Genomic DNA, 17,892 nt, shown 5'->3' on the forward strand with positions numbered 1-17,892 from the left:
TATCAGTCCAGATTGACGTTACGGCAGCCAAAGAGCGTGGTGAAAATAAACCCGCAAACCCATGCCACCAGAATCCCGCCAGCATAAACCGCCATTGCCGGAAGGATGCCTTGTGCGGAAGTCATCAGCGGCAGCGCCACCAGACCAGACGGCCCAAAGGCGCTGTTTAAGCCCATCGGCAGACCCCACCAGGCTATCAATCCGATAAACAAACCGCCCGCCGCGCCGCCTAAACAGGCGGTAACAAACGGCTTCATGCGGGGCAGGGTGACACCGTAAATCAGCGGTTCACCAACGCCCAGCAGGCCGGGAATAATCGCCCCGCGTACCTGACTGCGTAGCGCACTGTGCGGTTGCGCCCGCCAGTAGAGTGCCAGCGCCGCGCCCACCTGGCCCGCGCCTGCCATTGAAAGGATGGGAAATAAGCTGTTGAATCCCTGGCTGTCCATTAACGCGAGGTAAACAGGAATAAAGCCCTGATGCACGCCAAATACCACGGCGATCAGGAACAGCCCGGCTAAAACCGCACAACCGAACGGATTACTGTTCAGGTGCATAAACAGCCATGACATACCTTCGAATAACCAGCCACCCAGCGGCATAATGATCAGGTACGCAAGCGTAGCGGTGATCAGCAGGGTGATTAACGAGGTCAGCAGCATGTCGAGATCGTCCGGCATAAAGCGGCGCACCATGCCTTCAATGCGGGCGCAGGCCCACGCGGCAATCAGCACGCCGATAATATTGCCGCGCGGATCGATGGGCAGACCAAAGAAATCGTGAAAACCGGCGTAGTAACCGGTGGTTGCAGCGGGGTTATAACCGAGCAAAAAGAGTGCGGCAATAATTGCGCCATTGACGCCCGTGCCGCCAAATGCCTGGGCGGCGTTATAGCCCACCAGAATCACTAGGAAGGTGAACAAACCTTTGCTGAACACCTTCATAAAATTCAGCGCGTCGGGTAGCGTGCCCTGAGCATCTGCCGGAACGTGCATCACCGTGGCAATTAACGTCGCTATCCCCAGCAGCAGACCGGCGGCAATAAAACCGGGGATCAGCGGCGTGAAGATGGTGGCGAATTTGGCGAGAAATTGTTGCACGCCGGAGGTTTGTTTGGCTTTTAACTGACGTTTGTTCTGGGCGGCGATTTCTGCGGCATCCTGTACCGGTGCATCGCCCAGCAGCTCGCTCATCGCTTTTGCGGCACGATGCGCTTTACCAGGCCCAAAAACGACCTGCACCTGGTCGCTGGTCAAAATGACGCCCTTCACGCCTTCCAGCGTTTTGATATTGGGATCAACCAGTGAACTGTCATGTACACCCAGACGCAGGCGCGTCATACAGTTACCACAACTGGCGATATTTCCCGGTCCGCCGACACGGGTAAGAATGGTGTTCAGAAGTTCACTGCTGATCTCTTTGGCCATGGGTTATTCCTTGTCTAAAACCTGACGAATAAAGCCGCCGTGTTGATCCAGGCGTTTTTTAGCTTCTGCGGCATCGAGATTTTTCAGCACCATCACAATGGCCGTTTTACAGTTGCGCTCGCAGGCAATTAACGCCGCTTCCGCTTGTTCGGCATTACATCCGGTGGCGTTTTTAACGATATTGACCTGGCGCACATGCAGTTTTTCGTTGGTGGCGACCACATCGACCATCAGGTTGCCGAACACTTTGCCGGATTTAATCATCAGCCCGGTGGAAAGCATATTGAGCACCAGTTTCTGCGCTGTACCTGCTTTCATCCGCGAAGAACCGGTAACAACTTCGGCACCTACAATCGGTGTAATGGCAAACTCAGCGGTGGTTGAAACGGCGCTCCCCGGATTACAGGAAATTCCCACTGTGCGGCAGCCGAGCTGGCGTGCGTATTCCAGTCCGGCAATCACATACGGCGTGCGACCGCTGGCAGCAATGCCAACCACCACATCCTGTGCCGTTAAATTAATATTTTTCAGATCGTTAACACCACCTTCCCGGCTATCTTCAGCTCCTTCCACCGCGTGCTGAATGGCATATTCGCCTCCAGCAATCAAACCAACCACCAGACCCGGTTTCACGCCGTAGGTGGGCGGACATTCGCTGGCATCCAGAATCCCCAGACGACCGGATGTTCCCGCACCGAGATAAATCAGACGACCGCCGCCGCTGACCTGGGCGTGGATAACATCGATCGCCGCGGCGATATCCGGCAGGACGCGATCAACGGCAGGCGGTACGGTTTTATCTTCATCGTTGATAATCCGGCACATTTCCAGCGTCGATACGCGGTCAATTTCAGCCGAGGCGGTGTTCGAGCCTTCAGTAATCATCTTTTCTAGTTGCATCGGTGGTGACCTTACTATTTACGATCAAATAATTGCAGATGTATGGAATCATATATCCCGAATTGACAGACTTAAAGGAATCATTGAGTCTACACTCGCAGAGTGTGAAGAGCGTCATAAGAACTTAAGCGGAATTTTTGCTGCCAGCCCAGGAGAGTGGAAGATGTTGTACCTGACGAAAATACGCAATGCGGAAAGTGAATTTACCGGGAACGAGCAAAAAATTGCTGACTTTCTGCGGGCCAGAGTGAGCGAGCTGAAATCCGTCTCTTCACGGCAGATGGCGAAACAGCTCGGTATCAGCCAGTCGAGCATTGTGAAATTTGCCCAGAAGCTCGGCGCGCAAGGATTTACTGAATTGCGTATGGCGTTAATTGGCGAATACAGTGCCAGCCGGGAGAAAACGAATGCCACGGCGCTGCACCTGCACAGTTCGATTACCAGTGATGATTCGCTGGAAGTGATTGCCCGCAAACTGAATCGCGAAAAAGAGCTGGCGCTGGAGCAAACCTGTGCGTTGTTCGACTACGCGCGGCTGCAAAAAATCATTGAGGTCATCAGTAAAGCACCGTTTATCCAGATAACGGGCCTGGGCGGATCGGCGCTGGTGGGGCGCGATCTGTCGTTCAAACTGATGAAAATTGGCTATCGCGTGGCCTGCGAAGCCGACACGCACGTACAAGCCACCGTTTCCCAGGCGTTGAAAAAAGGCGATGTACAAATCGCTATCTCTTACAGCGGCAGTAAAAAAGAGATTGTCTTGTGCGCAGAAGCGGCACGAAAGCAGGGGGCAACGGTGATTGCCATTACTTCTCTGGCTGACTCTCCGCTGCGGCGGCTGGCGCATTTCACGCTCGATACCGTTTCCGGTGAAACCGAATGGCGTAGCTCGTCGATGTCTACCCGCACGGCGCAAAATTCTGTTACCGATTTACTGTTTGTTGGTCTTGTGCAACATCAATGATGTGGCGTCATTGAAAATGATTCAGCGCAGCAGTGAGCTAACACAACGCCTGAAATGATGCATAAAGCAGCGACTGGATTGAGATTTTCCTGAATTAGTGAGCTGATCCGCAGCAATATTTTGTTTATCCTGTATTTTCAGAGGGAATGGAGTGTAACGCTCTGTATTAACAAGGAGAGCATTAAAATGGGTAAACTCACGGGCAAGACAGCACTGATTACGGGCGCATTGCAGGGAATTGGCGAAGGAATTGCCAGAACTTTTGCACGTCATGGCGCGAACCTAATCTTGCTGGATATCTCCCCTGAGATCGAAAAGCTAGCGGACGAACTGTGTGGTCGTGGTCATCGCTGTACGGCGGTTGTCGCCGATGTGCGTGACCCGGCGTCGGTAGCCGCAGCTATCAAACGCGCGAAGGAAAAAGAAGGGCGCATTGATATCCTGGTGAATAACGCAGGCGTTTGTCGTCTGGGCAGTTTCCTCGATATGAGCGATGAAGATCGCGATTTCCATATTGATATCAATATTAAAGGCGTATGGAACGTCACGAAGGCGGTGCTGCCGGAGATGATTGCGCGCAAAGATGGTCGCATTGTGATGATGTCTTCAGTCACTGGTGATATGGTGGCCGATCCTGGCGAAACGGCGTATGCCTTAACGAAAGCGGCGATTGTTGGCCTGACTAAATCGCTGGCGGTGGAGTACGCGCAATCCGGTATTCGCGTTAACGCCATCTGCCCGGGATACGTCCGCACGCCAATGGCGGAAAGCATTGCCCGCCAGTCGAACCCGGAAGATCCAGAATCGGTGCTGACTGAAATGGCAAAAGCAATCCCGCTGTGTCGCCTCGCCGATCCGCTGGAAGTCGGCGAACTGGCGGCCTTCCTCGCATCGGATGAATCCAGCTATTTAACCGGTACACAGAATGTGATTGATGGCGGCAGCACACTGCCGGAGACGGTTAGCGTCGGTATCTGATTCACCTCTGTTTCCTCCCTGCATGTGTGGGGAGGATTTCGTCTTGAACTAAGTTCACCAGGCTATTTCATTTGTCATTTTGGCCCCGGGCAGTGCTCGAAATCCTCACGTACTATGTGTACGCTCCGGTTTCTCCGCGCTGTCCGTGTCCAAACTGCCTGCAACAATTACGCCTGTTGAACCAAGTTCTTATTCCCTTTTTAACTTCCAAATCACCAAACGGTATATAAAACCGTTACTCCTTTCACGTCCGTTATAAATATGATGGCTATTAGAAAGTCATTAAATTTATAAGGGTGCGCAATGGCCGTTAACTTACTGAAAAAGAACTCACTCGCGCTGGTCGCTTCTCTGCTGCTGGCGGGCCATGTACAGGCAACGGAACTGCTGAACAGTTCTTATGACGTCTCCCGCGAGCTGTTTGCCGCCCTGAATCCGCCGTTTGAACAGCAATGGGCAAAAGATAACGGCGGCGACAAACTGACGATAAAACAATCTCATGCCGGGTCATCAAAACAGGCGCTGGCGATTTTGCAGGGCTTAAAAGCAGACGTTGTCACTTATAACCAGGTGACCGACGTACAAATCCTGCACGACAAAGGCAAGCTGATCCCGGCTGACTGGCAGTCGCGCCTGCCGAATAATAGCTCGCCGTTCTACTCCACCATGGGCTTCCTGGTGCGTAAGGGCAACCCGAAGAATATCCACGACTGGAACGACCTGGTGCGCTCCGACGTGAAGCTGATTTTCCCGAACCCGAAAACGTCGGGTAACGCGCGTTATACCTATCTGGCGGCATGGGGCGCAGCGGATAAAGCTGACGGTGGCGATAAAGCCAAAACCGAACAGTTTATGACCCAGTTCCTGAAAAACGTTGAAGTGTTCGATACCGGCGGTCGTGGCGCAACCACCACTTTTGCCGAGCGTGGCTTGGGCGATGTGCTGATTAGCTTTGAATCGGAAGTGAACAACATCCGTAAACAGTATGAAGCACAGGGCTTTGAAGTGGTGATCCCGAAAACCAATATTCTGGCGGAATTCCCGGTGGCGTGGGTCGATAAAAATGTGCAGGCCAACGGTACGGAAAAAGCCGCAAAAGCCTACCTGAACTGGCTCTACAGCCCACAGGCGCAGACCATCATCACCGACTATTACTACCGTGTGAATAACCCGGAAGTCATGGACAAACTGAAAGATAAATTCCCGCAGACCGAACTGTTCCGCGTGGAAGACAAATTTGGCTCATGGCCGGAAGTGATGAAAACCCACTTCACCAGCGGCGGCGAGTTAGACAAGCTGTTAGCGGCGGGGCGTAAGTAATGTTTGCAGTTTCTTCAAGACGCGTGCTGCCGGGCTTTACTTTAAGCCTTGGCACCAGTCTGCTGTTTGTGTGCCTGATATTGCTGCTGCCGCTCTCTGCGCTGGTGATGCAGCTTTCTGAGATGAGCTGGGCGCAGTACTGGGAGGTGATCACCAACCCGCAGGTGGTCGCGGCCTACAAAGTGACGCTGCTGTCGGCGTTTGTGGCATCGATTTTTAACGGCGTTTTCGGTCTGCTGATGGCGTGGATTTTAACACGTTATCGCTTTCCGGGCCGCACGCTGCTTGATGCGCTGATGGATTTACCCTTTGCGCTGCCAACGGCAGTCGCCGGTTTAACGCTGGCCTCGCTCTTTTCCGTAAACGGTTTTTACGGTGAATGGCTGGCGAAGTTTGATATCAAAGTCACCTATACCTGGCTTGGTATTGCGGTGGCGATGGCCTTTACCAGCATTCCGTTTGTGGTGCGTACCGTGCAGCCGGTGCTGGAAGAGTTAGGCCCGGAATATGAAGAAGCGGCGGAAACGCTTGGTGCAACGCGCTGGCAGAGTTTCTGCAAAGTGGTGCTGCCGGAGCTTTCTCCGGCGCTGGTGGCGGGCGTGGCGCTGTCGTTTACCCGTAGTCTTGGTGAATTTGGCGCGGTGATTTTTATCGCCGGAAATATCGCGTGGAAGACGGAAGTGACGTCGCTGATGATTTTTGTGCGCTTACAGGAGTTTGATTACCCGGCAGCGAGCGCGATTGCTTCGGTGATCCTCGCGGCATCTCTGCTGCTGCTGTTCTCAATTAACACTCTGCAAAGTCGCTTTGGTCGGCGTGTGGTAGGTCATTAATGGCGGAAGTTACCCAATTGAAGCGTTATGACGCGCGCCCGATTAACTGGGGCAAATGGTTTCTGATTGGCATCGGGATGCTGGTTTCGGCGTTCATCCTGCTGGTGCCGATGATTTACATCTTCGTGCAGGCATTCAGCAAGGGGCTGATGCCGGTTTTACAGAATCTGGCCGATCCGGACATGCTGCACGCCATCTGGCTGACGGTGATGATCGCGCTGATTGCCGTACCGGTAAACCTGGTGTTCGGCATTCTGCTGGCCTGGCTGGTGACGCGCTTTAACTTCCCGGGACGCCAGTTACTGCTGACGCTACTGGACATTCCGTTTGCTGTATCGCCGGTGGTTGCCGGTCTGGTGTATCTGCTGTTCTACGGCTCCAACGGCCCGCTCGGCGGCTGGCTGGATGAACATAATCTGCAAATTATGTTCTCCTGGCCCGGAATGGTGCTGGTCACCATCTTTGTGACGTGTCCGTTTGTGGTGCGCGAGCTGGTGCCGGTGATGTTAAGCCAGGGCAGCCAGGAAGACGAAGCGGCGATTTTGCTTGGCGCGTCCGGCTGGCAGATGTTCCGTCGCGTCACATTGCCGAATATTCGCTGGGCGCTGCTTTACGGCGTGGTGCTGACCAACGCCCGCGCGATTGGCGAGTTTGGTGCAGTGTCGGTGGTTTCCGGCTCGATTCGCGGCGAAACACTTTCGCTGCCGTTACAGATTGAATTGTTGGAGCAGGACTACAACACCGTCGGCTCCTTTACCGCCGCCGCGCTGTTGACGTTGATGGCGATTATCACCCTGTTTTTAAAGAGTATGTTGCAGTGGCGCCTGGAGAATCAGGAAAAACGCGCGCAGCAGGAGGAGCATCATGAGCATTGAGATTGCCAATATCAAGAAGTCTTTTGGTCGCACCCAGGTGCTGAACGATATCTCACTGGATATTCCTTCTGGTCAGATGGTCGCGTTGCTGGGGCCGTCCGGTTCCGGGAAAACCACGCTGCTGCGGATTATCGCCGGGCTGGAGCATCAAACCAGCGGGCATATTCGCTTCCACGGCACCGACGTGAGTCGCCTGCACGCGCGCGATCGTAAAGTCGGTTTCGTGTTCCAGCATTACGCGCTGTTCCGCCATATGACGGTATTCGACAATATCACTTTTGGCCTGACGGTGCTGCCGCGTCGCGAGCGCCCGAATGCCGCAGCCATCAAAGCGAAAGTGACAAAATTGCTGGAAATGGTCCAGCTTGCGCATCTGGCGGATCGTTATCCGGCGCAGCTTTCCGGCGGCCAGAAACAGCGTGTGGCGCTGGCGCGCGCGCTGGCTGTAGAACCGCAAATTCTGCTGCTTGATGAACCGTTCGGCGCGCTGGATGCGCAGGTGCGTAAAGAGCTGCGTCGCTGGCTGCGTCAACTGCATGAAGAGCTGAAATTCACCAGCGTGTTTGTGACCCACGACCAGGAAGAGGCGACCGAAGTAGCCGATCGTGTAGTGGTGATGAGTCAGGGGAATATTGAACAGGCTGATGCGCCGAATCAGGTATGGCGCGAACCAGCGACCCGTTTTGTACTCGAATTTATGGGCGAAGTGAACCGCCTGCAGGGAACCATTCGCGGCGGGCAGTTCCATGTTGGCGCGCATCGCTGGCCGCTGGGCTACACACCTGCGTATCAGGGGCCGGTGGATCTCTTCCTGCGCCCGTGGGAAGTGGATATCAGCCGCCGTACCAGTCTCGATTCGCCGCTGCCGGTACAGGTACTGGAAGCCAGCCCGAAAGGTCACTACACCCAATTAGTGGTGCAGCCGCTGGGGTGGTACAACGAACCGCTGACGGTCGTGATGCATGGCGACGATGCCCCGCAGCATGGCGAGCGTTTATTCGTTGGTCTGCAACATGCGCGGCTGTATAACGGCGACGAGCGTATTGAAACCCGCGATGAGGAACTTGCTCTCGCACAAAGCGCCTGATAGGTTGAGTGAATGTTAAACGCCCGGAGGCGCTTCCCGCGATCCGGGCTTTTTAATGGCAAGGTTTGTAACCTGTAGGCCTGATAAGACGCGCAAGCGTCGCATCAGGCAACACCACGTATGGATAGAGATTGTGAGTACATTAGAACAAACAATAGGCAATACGCCTCTGGTGAAGTTGCAGCGAATGGGGCCGGATAACGGCAGTGAAGTGTGGTTAAAACTGGAAGGCAATAACCCGGCAGGTTCGGTGAAAGATCGTGCGGCACTTTCGATGATCGTCGAGGCGGAAAAGCGCGGGGAAATTAAACCGGGTGATGTCTTAATCGAAGCCACCAGTGGTAACACCGGCATTGCGCTGGCAATGATTGCCGCGCTGAAAGGCTATCGCATGAAATTGCTGATGCCCGACAACATGAGCCAGGAACGCCGTGCGGCGATGCGTGCTTATGGTGCGGAACTGATTCTTGTCACCAAAGAGCAGGGCATGGAAGGTGCGCGCGATCTGGCGCTGGAGATGGCGAATCGTGGCGAAGGAAAGCTGCTCGATCAGTTCAATAATCCCGATAACCCTTATGCGCATTACACCACCACCGGGCCGGAAATCTGGCAGCAAACCGGCGGGCGCATCACTCATTTTGTCTCCAGCATGGGGACGACCGGCACTATCACCGGCGTTTCATGCTTTATGCGCGAACAATCCAAACCGGTGACCATTGTTGGCCTGCAACCGGAAGAAGGCAGCAGTATTCCGGGCATTCGCCGCTGGCCTGCGGAATATCTGCCGGGGATTTTCAACGCTGCGCTGGTGGATGAGGTGCTGGATATTCATCAGCGCGATGCGGAAAACACCATGCGCGAACTGGCGGTGCGGGAAGGAATATTCTGTGGCGTCAGCTCAGGCGGCGCGGTTGCTGGAGCACTGCGGGTGGCAAAAGCTAACCCTGGTGCGGTGGTGGTAGCGATCATCTGCGATCGTGGCGATCGCTACCTCTCCACCGGAGTGTTTGGGGAAGAGCATTTTAGTCAGGGGGCAGGGATTTAAGGATTAATAGCATTGGAGACTGATGACAAACGCAAAACTGCCTGATGCGCTCCGCTTATCAGGCCTACAATGTTTCTGCAATATATTGAATTAGCAATATTTTTATGCCGGATCAGGCGTTTACGCCGCATCCGGCATAAACAAAGTGCACTTTGTCAATAATCTGATTTGTCGGCAGTTGTTGCTGCCGACAAATGCAGTTTTTAATTTTCGTGTGGAAAAGCAGTAAGGTCATCAATCATTTTTTGAAGTATTGGTGAGTCCTGACCGTCACCCCATTGAAGAATTTTTGCGGTAAGCTGATGACGCGCTAGTGCATTGAGTCCCATCTTTTTAAGTTTATGGGAGATTTTACCCATGACTTTGATCTGACCGAATGCAGTCGCGTAGGTAATCATATTGCTCTGGATAGAGCTCATTTCATCGGCTAGTAATTGCGCACGCACATCCTCTTCAAGAATACTGTCCATAGCGATGTATTTCATACCCCACATAGTTTCAATTAACATTTGAGGGAAATCAGCACAGTCCAGAACGGAGGCTATTTTCAAGTTCGTTTAGAGCATCAGCACCTTCATCGCTACCAAAAGGAGATTCTTCATCCCAGCAACACATATAAAGTGGATCAGTAAAATGGCACTGGAAGTTTGGGTGTGACGTTTTAAGATGTAACCCAATCTCTTCATCATCAAAATAGTAGAGATCCATGAAGTTAAAGTCTGGAGTTTCTTGATATCCTTTTTTCATTTTTGCGGCAATCAATTTACTGGCTTCTTTCAGACACTGTTCTTCATTATCGAATTCTTTTGTATGGAATTTACCAATACTACCTACCTTGCCATAGTTGACAGCTAAACTATCCCCTTCGTAATCTATCCACCAAAATTTATTCGATTTTTCATCGTGATAAATAAAGCATTTTTTCATGTTACCTCCTGTAAATGCCTTACCAAAGCGGATTAATTTCCTTCCGCAGGCACCGTTTTATCCGTCTGCGCAATTAACGCATGTAAAAAAGGCTGTGCGTTCTCATCGCTCTTACCGGGGATCTTCACGATATACGGCTTCCCGGTAATCGATGACGACGAAGCTACCTTATCAATAAACTGCTCGGCAGTGTCAATGCGGTTACGGGTATTGCCGAGCTTCAGACGCAGGTGGGAAACCGCTTCATCGCAGGTATGTTCATCACCGTTGCGCACAAATATCAAATCCTTTTTCTGTGCTAATCCCTCCAGCATGGCGTTGATGCGGGCTTCTTCATGAACAGTTAACTTCGCGTAAGCGGGGAGTGTCATTAGCAGCGTAATGGCCAGACAAATGATTTTCTTCACTGAATTACCTTATCTTTGTTTTGTAATAGCCGATTTGACTGCCAGAATCAGGTAAAGTTTCGGTTGGAATACGATGAGGATCATCGGCAAGGAGAAAAAATTAAATGAGTAGTTTGTTGTTGTTTAACGATAAGAGTAGGGCGCTGCAGGCGGATATCGTCGCCGTGCAGTCGCAGGTAGTGTACGGAAGCGTAGGCAACAGCATTGCGGTGCCTGCTATAAAACAGAACGGCTTGAATGTCTTTGCCGTGCCGACGGTATTGCTGAGCAATACGCCGCATTATGACACTTTCTACGGTGGTGCGATTCCGGACGAATGGTTTAGCGGCTATTTGCGTGCGCTTCAGGAGCGTGATGCGCTGCGCCAACTTCGTGCTGTAACCACGGGCTATATGGGAACGGCATCGCAAATCAAAATCCTTGCCGAGTGGCTGACTGCGCTACGCAAAGACCATCCTGACCTATTGATCATGGTCGATCCGGTGATTGGCGATATTGATAGCGGAATTTATGTCAAACCTGACCTTCCCGAGGCGTATCGACAATATTTACTGCCGCTGGCGCAGGGAATTACCCCCAATATCTTTGAGCTGGAAATCCTGACCGGTAAAAATTGCCGCGATCTCGACAGTGCCATTGCTGCCGCAAAAAGTCTGCTTTCAGACACATTAAAATGGGTGGTGATTACCAGCGCCTCCGGTAATGAAGAAAATCAGGAGATGCAGGTGGTGGTGGTCAGTGCCGACAGCGTGAATGTCATTTCCCATTCACGGGTAAAAACCGACCTGAAAGGGACTGGCGACCTGTTTTGTGCTCAGCTTATCAGTGGTTTGCTGAAAGGGAAGGCGTTAAACGATGCGGTGCACCGTGCGGGGTTGCGCGTACTGGAAGTGATGCGCTACACCCAGCAGCATGAGAGCGATGAATTGATTTTGCCGCCGCTGGCGGAAGCATAAAAAATGGCGCCGATGGGCGCCATTTTTCACTGCGGCAAGAATTACTTCTTGATGCGGATAACCGGGGTTTCACCCACGGTTACGCTACCGGACAGTTTGATCAGTTCTTTGATTTCGTCCATGTTGGAGATAACAACCGGAGTCAGGGTAGACTTGGCTTTCTCTTCCAGCAGCGGCAGATCAAATTCAATGACAGTATCGCCAACTTTCACGCGCTGACCTTCTTCAGCAATACGCTTGAAGCCTTCGCCTTTCAGTTCAACGGTGTCGATACCGAAGTGGACGAACAGTTCAACGCCGCTATCAGATTCGATAGAGAACGCGTGATTGGTTTCAAAGATTTTACCAATGGTACCGTCTACAGGCGCGACCATTTTGTTACCCGTTGGTTTGATAGCAATACCATCACCAACGATTTTTTCCGCAAAAACGACATCCGGCACGTCTTCGATATTGACGATCTCGCCAGAGAGCGGAGCAATGATCTCAATAGTTCCGGTATCCTTTTTGTCGTCGGAAACCAGAGATTTCAGTTTATCGAACAAACCCATGATCTTCTCCTAAGCAGTAAATTGGGCCGCATCTCGTGGATTAGCAGATTGTTTTTTCTTCAATGAACTTGTTAACCAGCGTCATTAACTCGTCCGTTGTCGGTTGAGCAAGAGCCTGCTCTGCTAACACCTTCGCATCTTCGAAGTTCGTGTTACGGATAATCTTCTTAATGCGCGGGATAGAAATGGCGCTCATAGAGAATTCGTCCAGACCCATCCCCAGCAACAGAAGTGTAGCACGTTCATCGCCAGCAAGCTCACCACACATGCCAGTCCATTTGCCTTCAGCATGAGAAGCATCAATAACTTGCTTGATCAAGTTCAGCACGGACGGTGACATTGGCTGGTAAAGGTGTGAAATCATATCATTACCACGGTCAACTGCCAGAGTGTACTGCGTTAAATCATTGGTGCCGATACTAAAGAAATCAACTTCTTTGGCTAAATGACGTGCAATTGTTGCGGCAGCCGGTGTTTCCACCATTACGCCGATTTCAATTGACTCGTCAAACGCTTTACCTTCGTCGCGCAGTTCCTGTTTGTAGATTTCGATCTCTTTGCGCAGTGCACGCACTTCTTCAACAGAGATGATCATCGGGAACATAATGCGCAATTTACCGAAAGCCGAGGCACGCAGGATAGCGCGGAGCTGATCGCGCAGGATCTCTTTACGATCCATCGCGATACGGATAGCGCGCCAGCCGAGGAACGGGTTCTCTTCTTTCGGGAAGTTCATGTATGGCAGCTCTTTGTCGCCGCCGATGTCCATGGTACGAACGATAACCGCCTGCGAGCCACACGCTTCAGCCACTGCTTTGTAAGCAGCAAACTGTTCTTCTTCAGTGGGCAGCGCGTCGCGGTCCATGAACAGGAACTCAGTACGATACAGACCAACGCCTTCAGCGCCGTTACGCTCTGCACCTTCAACGTCACGAACCGTACCAATGTTAGCGCATACTTCTACCTGGTGACCGTCCAGCGTAATAGCTGGCAGATCTTTCAGTTTAGCAAGCTCTGCTTTTTCAGAAGCCACTTGCTCCTGAACAGCGCGCATTTTATCAATAACTTCGTTGGTTGGATTGACGTAAACCTGATTATTTACGGCATCCAGAATCAGATAGTCGTCATTTTTCACCTGAGAGGTGACGCTACCGGTACCCACGATAGCAGGCAGTTCCAGAGAACGCGCCATGATAGAGGTGTGGGAAGTACGGCCACCCGCGTCGGTGATGAAACCCAGCACCTTCTTCAGGTTCAGCTGTGCGGTTTCGGACGGCGTCAGGTCAGCGGCAACCAGAATGACTTCATCCTGAATGGCGCTCAGGTCGATAATCTTCAGGCCCAGGATGTTGCGCAGCAGGCGCTTACCGATATCACGTACGTCAGCCGCACGTTCTTTCAGGTATTCATCATCCAGCTCTTCCAGGGCAGAAGCCTGACCTTCGATAACTTCATGAGCAGCTGCGTCAGCTGTCATGTGTTTATCTTTAATCAGGGCTATGATTTCCTGCTCCAGCTCCTCATCTTCGAGCAGCATAATATGCCCTTCAAAGATGGCTTCTTTTTCTTCACCGAACGTTTCACCAGCTTTCGTTTTGATCGTTTCCAGCTGGGCTGATGCCTTGGCACGACCGCTCAGAAAACGTTCAACTTCCTGATCAACCTGGTCGGCAGAAATTTTTTTCCGGTCAATGACAATTTCGTCTTCTTTCAGAAGCAGAGCTTTACCGAAAGCGATACCCGGGGATGCTAAAATGCCTGAAATCATAACCCTACCTTACTTGTGACTGATTTTTAAAAGAACCCGGGAAATTACTCGAGTTCCGCCATCAGTTTAACCAGATGTTCAACCGCTTTCTGCTCGTCTTCGCCTTCTGCGGAGATAGTCACAACGGTACCTTGAGTCAGGCCCAGAGTCTGCAGTTTAAACAGGCTTTTCGCGCTGGCGCTTTTGCCGTTGGAAGTCACAGTAATTTCAGAAGTGAAGCCCTTAGCTTCTTTTACAAACTGGGCAGCAGGGCGGGTGTGCAGACCGTTCGGAGCGGTAATGGTAACTTCTTGCTGGAACATTGTATTTCCCCAACTTATAGGTTTAGTGTTGTGGAACTAAAGTCTAGCCTGGCGGTTCGACTTTAGCCTGTATTGTTAGCGCCAGTTTTTAACAGACGCGACGCACGAAGAGCGCAATACAGTCCATTGCTGGCGGGTGTTGACCGCTGACGTTTCGTACGTCATTAAACATTATGCCGCTAAAGGAAGAATTGAACCAAATCATAAAATCGATTCAGCTTTGGCTTTTCCTGTAACGATTAATTTCGCGCATCAAAATAATTAGTCTGGTTAAATACCAGTTCCGACAGGCTGAATCAATGCCAGGAGGGGCGAAAGTTTGAAGCAGGCCACAAAAAAGCACCTAAAAAGGTGCTTTTTTACGCATTTTTAACAAGCTGGCATTACTGTTGCAATTCTTTCTCAGTGAAGAGATCGGCAAACAATGCGGTGCTTAAATAACGCTCACCCGATGATGGTAGAATAACCACAATATTCTTGTTGGTAAAGCTTTCATCTTCTTGTAGTTTCAACGCTGCGGCAACAGCTGCTCCAGAAGAGATACCTGCAAGAATACCTTCTTCTTCCATTAGACGACGGGCGGTAGAAATGGCTTCTTCATTGGTGATGCCAATGACTTTATCGACCAGCTTGAGATCGAGGTTAGCCGGGATAAAACCAGCGCCAATACCCTGAATTTTATGCGGGCCAGGTTTAATCTCTTCACCTGCCAGCACCTGGGCGATAACTGGAGAATCGGTTGGCTCAACGGCGACAGAGATAAGATCGGTCTTGCCTTTGGTGCCTTTAATGTAGCGGCTGACGCCAGTCAGCGTACCGCCAGTCCCAACGCCAGCAATAAATACATCAACCTGACCGTCGGTATCTTCCCAGATCTCCGGACCGGTGGTTTTTTCGTGAATTTCAGGGTTTGCCGGATTGCTGAATTGTTGCAGCAGCAGGTATTTCTCTGGATTGCTGGCGACAATTTCTTCTGCTTTTTGGATTGCGCCTTTCATGCCTTTAGCACCTTCCGTCAGCACCAGGTTTGCACCTAACGCTTTCAGCAGCTTGCGGCGTTCAATACTCATGGTTTCTGGCATGGTCAGGGTGAGTTTGTAACCGCGAGCGGCAGCTACATAGGCCAGTGCAATCCCGGTATTACCGCTGGTCGGTTCAACCAGTTCAACGCCTGGTTTCAGCACGCCGCGCTTTTCGGCATCCCAAATCATGTTGGCACCGATACGGCACTTAACGCTGAAGCTGGGGTTACGAGATTCCACCTTCGCCAGAATGCGTCCGTTACCGATGCGATTCAGGCGAACCAGCGGCGTGTGACCGATAGTCAGCGAGTTATCTTCAAAAATCTTACTCATGGCCTGTCCTTAACTGTATGAAATTGGGATACAACAGGTAGCATACCCGCTCAGAGAATATGCGGAAGTAAGGATTTAGCATATCTATATACAGAAGGGAAATAATGACATGCAAGATGGAATAAGGGGCGGCATAAGCCACCCCTGTTTCACACAAACGGTTTACAAAATAACCGGTAGATTGTTACCGCCACATCGCGTGTTTATCGCGATAGCAATCGACCCACATCGCCGTCGCGCCACAAACGGCAACGGGCATGATGAACAGATTAAGCAGCGGGATCATCGTAAACAGGCTGGTTAAAGCACCAAACTGCATATTGGTGATTTTGCGTGTGCGCAGGGCGGTGCGCATCTCTTTAAACGGCACTTTGTGGTTATCGAAGGGGTAATCGCAATACTGGATGGCTAACATCCAGGCGCTAAACAGGAACCACAGTACCGGCGCGACGGTTTGCCCAATACCAGGGATGAAGTAAAGAATTAGTAATACAATTGCGCGCGGCAGATACCAGACAAATTTTTGCCATTCGCGTTTCATGATTCGCGGCACATCTTTCATGATACCGAAAATCCCGGTATCTGGCGGTGTAGCGCCAGTCAATCGTGCTTCCAGTTGTTCAGCCAATAAACCGTTAAACGGAGCGGCAATCCAGTTAGCAATCGTGGAGAAGAAATAGCCAAACACTAACAGCACAGAGATGACAGCCAGAGGCCACAACAGATAACTCAGCCATTGTAGCCAGTCCGGAACGTAACTCATGAAAGTCGGGATCCAGACATCGAGCTGTGTAAAGAGCCACCAGAATGCGCCCCCCATCAACAAAATATTGACCAGCAGCGGTAAAATAACGAAACGCCGAATCCCAGGTTGCGAGACGAGCTTCCAGCCTTGCGCAAAATAGTAAAAACCGCTGCGTGGGGCAGATGTGAATGATGAAACCATAATCAGGATGAGCTCCTTTTGACCAATCCCAGGAAAATTCTGCGTATTTTACCGGGTAATTGCGCAATGGACAGTTAGGATATGTTCGAAAAAACAGCAAAAAGCACGATTTCATCTATCTTTGTGCTGTGAAAGTTAATAGTGCACTTGCACTTGAGGTAATCGGCAAATACTCTTAGTGAGTAAATGTTTGCCGTGGTGGCAAGGTGTTAGAACAACAGAGAATATAATGATGCAGGATTTGCGTCTGATATTAATCATTGTTGGCGCGATCGCCATAATCGCTTTACTGGTACATGGTTTCTGGACCAGCCGTAAAGAACGATCTTCTATGTTCCGCGATCGGCCATTAAAACGAATGAAGTCAAAACGTGACGACGATTCTTATGACGAGGATGTCGAAGATGATGAGGGCGTTGGTGAGGTTCGTGTTCACCGCGTGAATCATGCCCCGGCTAACGCTCAGGAGCATGAGGCTGCTCGTCCGTCGCCGCAACACCAGTACCTACCGCCTTATGCGTCTGCGCAGCCGCGTCAACCGGTCCAGCAGCCGCCTGAAGCGCAGGTACCGCCGCAACATGCTCCGCGTCCAGCGCAGCCGGTGCAGCAGCCTGCCTATCAGCCGCAGCCTGAACAGCCGTTGCAGCAGCCAGTTTCGCCACAGGTCGCGCCAGCGCCGCAGCCTGTGCATTCAGCACCGCAACCGGCACAACAGGCTTTCCAGCCTGCAGAACCCGTAGCGGCACCACAGCCTGAGCCTGTAGCGGAACCGGCTCCAGTTATGGATAAACCGAAGCGCAAAGAAGCGGTGATTATCATGAACGTCGCGGCGCATCACGGTAGCGAGCTAAACGGTGAACTGCTTCTTAACAGCATTCAACAAGCGGGCTTCATTTTTGGCGATATGAATATTTACCATCGTCATCTTAGCCCGGATGGCAGCGGCCCGGCGTTATTCAGCCTGGCGAATATGGTGAAACCGGGAACCTTTGATCCTGAAATGAAGGATTTCACTACTCCGGGTGTCACTATCTTTATGCAGGTACCGTCTTACGGTGACGAGCTGCAGAACTTCAAGCTGATGCTGCAATCTGCGCAGCATATTGCCGATGAAGTGGGCGGTGTCGTGCTTGACGATCAGCGCCGTATGATGACTCCGCAGAAATTGCGCGAGTACCAGGACATCATCCGCGAAGTCAAAGACGCCAACGCCTGATACACTTAAGGCAAATTAACTCCTCTTCGAACCCC

Annotated in this window: 16 protein-coding genes and 2 pseudogenes; 9 read left to right on the top strand and 9 right to left on the bottom strand. The window is 51.6% G+C overall.

The window, feature by feature from the left end; all coding sequences use genetic code 11:
• Window positions 1–2: 2 nt before the first annotated feature.
• Together murP and murQ are read right to left on the bottom strand one after the other, a co-directional pair.
• Window positions 3–1,427, bottom strand: a complete 1,425-nt coding sequence (gene murP, locus ABZJ92_RS00340) for a PTS N-acetylmuramic acid transporter subunit IIBC (RefSeq protein WP_001040468.1) — start codon at window positions 1,425–1,427, stop codon at window positions 3–5.
• 3 nt (window positions 1,428–1,430) lie between these two features.
• Window positions 1,431–2,327 (bottom strand): N-acetylmuramic acid 6-phosphate etherase, encoded by an 897-nt coding sequence (murQ, locus tag ABZJ92_RS00345; protein ID WP_001175651.1) that lies wholly within the window; start codon window positions 2,325–2,327, stop codon window positions 1,431–1,433.
• A gap of 163 nt (window positions 2,328–2,490) precedes the next feature.
• Between murQ and murR the strand changes: the two are divergent.
• From murR to cysM, 7 genes and pseudogenes are all read left to right on the top strand, one after another.
• Window positions 2,491–3,349 (top strand): annotated as a pseudogene (gene murR / locus ABZJ92_RS00350) (HTH-type transcriptional regulator MurR).
• A gap of 128 nt (window positions 3,350–3,477) precedes the next feature.
• On the top strand, window positions 3,478–4,269 hold the full coding sequence (gene ucpA / locus ABZJ92_RS00355) for an SDR family oxidoreductase UcpA (protein ID WP_000517441.1): 792 nt from the start codon (window positions 3,478–3,480) through the stop codon (window positions 4,267–4,269).
• 303 nt (window positions 4,270–4,572) lie between these two features.
• On the top strand, window positions 4,573–5,589 hold the full coding sequence (gene cysP, locus ABZJ92_RS00360; protein ID WP_000290222.1) for a thiosulfate/sulfate ABC transporter substrate-binding protein CysP: 1,017 nt from the start codon (window positions 4,573–4,575) through the stop codon (window positions 5,587–5,589).
• On the top strand, window positions 5,589–6,422 hold the full coding sequence (cysT, locus tag ABZJ92_RS00365; RefSeq protein WP_000458420.1) for a sulfate/thiosulfate ABC transporter permease CysT: 834 nt from the start codon (window positions 5,589–5,591) through the stop codon (window positions 6,420–6,422). The genes cysP and cysT overlap by 1 nt, the downstream gene beginning before the upstream one ends.
• Complete coding sequence (cysW, locus tag ABZJ92_RS00370) at window positions 6,422–7,297, top strand: sulfate/thiosulfate ABC transporter permease CysW (protein ID WP_000852686.1); 876 nt, start codon at window positions 6,422–6,424, stop codon at window positions 7,295–7,297. Before cysT ends, cysW begins: the two co-directional genes overlap by 1 nt.
• Window positions 7,287–8,384 (top strand): sulfate/thiosulfate ABC transporter ATP-binding protein CysA, encoded by a 1,098-nt coding sequence (gene cysA / locus ABZJ92_RS00375; protein ID WP_000021053.1) that lies wholly within the window; start codon window positions 7,287–7,289, stop codon window positions 8,382–8,384. The genes cysW and cysA overlap by 11 nt, the downstream gene beginning before the upstream one ends.
• Window positions 8,385–8,517: 133 nt before the next feature.
• Entirely contained in the window at window positions 8,518–9,429 is a 912-nt protein-coding gene (gene cysM, locus ABZJ92_RS00380; protein ID WP_005063508.1) for a cysteine synthase B, read from the top strand.
• 203 nt (window positions 9,430–9,632) lie between these two features.
• Here the strand turns inward: cysM and ABZJ92_RS00385 are convergent.
• Window positions 9,633–10,356 (bottom strand): annotated as a pseudogene (locus tag ABZJ92_RS00385) (WGR domain-containing protein).
• 32 nt (window positions 10,357–10,388) lie between these two features.
• Window positions 10,389–10,763, bottom strand: a complete 375-nt coding sequence (locus ABZJ92_RS00390; RefSeq protein ID WP_000719924.1) for a YfeK family protein — start codon at window positions 10,761–10,763, stop codon at window positions 10,389–10,391.
• 104 nt (window positions 10,764–10,867) lie between these two features.
• Between ABZJ92_RS00390 and pdxK the strand changes: the two genes are divergently transcribed.
• On the top strand, window positions 10,868–11,719 hold the full coding sequence (pdxK, locus tag ABZJ92_RS00395) for a pyridoxine/pyridoxal/pyridoxamine kinase (RefSeq protein WP_000096660.1): 852 nt from the start codon (window positions 10,868–10,870) through the stop codon (window positions 11,717–11,719).
• 41 nt (window positions 11,720–11,760) lie between these two features.
• Here the strand turns inward: pdxK and crr are convergent, their stop codons facing one another.
• The 5 genes from crr to cysZ all read right to left on the bottom strand — a co-directional run bounded on the left by crr (window position 11,761) and on the right by cysZ (window position 16,641).
• Window positions 11,761–12,270, bottom strand: coding sequence for a PTS glucose transporter subunit IIA (crr, locus tag ABZJ92_RS00400; protein WP_000522247.1), 510 nt, complete (start codon window positions 12,268–12,270; stop codon window positions 11,761–11,763).
• Window positions 12,271–12,310: 40 nt separating this feature from the next.
• Window positions 12,311–14,038, bottom strand: coding sequence for a phosphoenolpyruvate-protein phosphotransferase PtsI (gene ptsI, locus ABZJ92_RS00405; protein ID WP_000623136.1), 1,728 nt, complete (start codon window positions 14,036–14,038; stop codon window positions 12,311–12,313).
• Between the two features lie 44 nt (window positions 14,039–14,082).
• Window positions 14,083–14,340, bottom strand: a complete 258-nt coding sequence (gene ptsH, locus ABZJ92_RS00410) for a phosphocarrier protein Hpr (protein WP_000487600.1) — start codon at window positions 14,338–14,340, stop codon at window positions 14,083–14,085.
• Window positions 14,341–14,723: 383 nt separating this feature from the next.
• Window positions 14,724–15,695 carry a cysteine synthase A gene (gene cysK / locus ABZJ92_RS00415; protein ID WP_000034406.1) on the bottom strand — a complete coding sequence of 324 codons (972 nt, stop codon included), beginning with the start codon at window positions 15,693–15,695 and terminating at the stop codon, window positions 14,724–14,726.
• 184 nt (window positions 15,696–15,879) lie between these two features.
• Window positions 15,880–16,641, bottom strand: coding sequence for a sulfate transporter CysZ (gene cysZ, locus ABZJ92_RS00420; protein ID WP_000254830.1), 762 nt, complete (start codon window positions 16,639–16,641; stop codon window positions 15,880–15,882).
• Between the two features lie 229 nt (window positions 16,642–16,870).
• Here cysZ and zipA point away from each other — a divergent pair, with 229 nt between their 5' ends.
• Entirely contained in the window at window positions 16,871–17,857 is a 987-nt protein-coding gene (gene zipA, locus ABZJ92_RS00425; protein ID WP_005047119.1) for a cell division protein ZipA, read from the top strand.
• Window positions 17,858–17,892: the final 35 nt, after the last annotated feature.

The organism is Shigella sp. FJ200513 (assembly GCF_040495915.1).
Taxonomy (GTDB): domain Bacteria; phylum Pseudomonadota; class Gammaproteobacteria; order Enterobacterales; family Enterobacteriaceae; genus ECMA0423.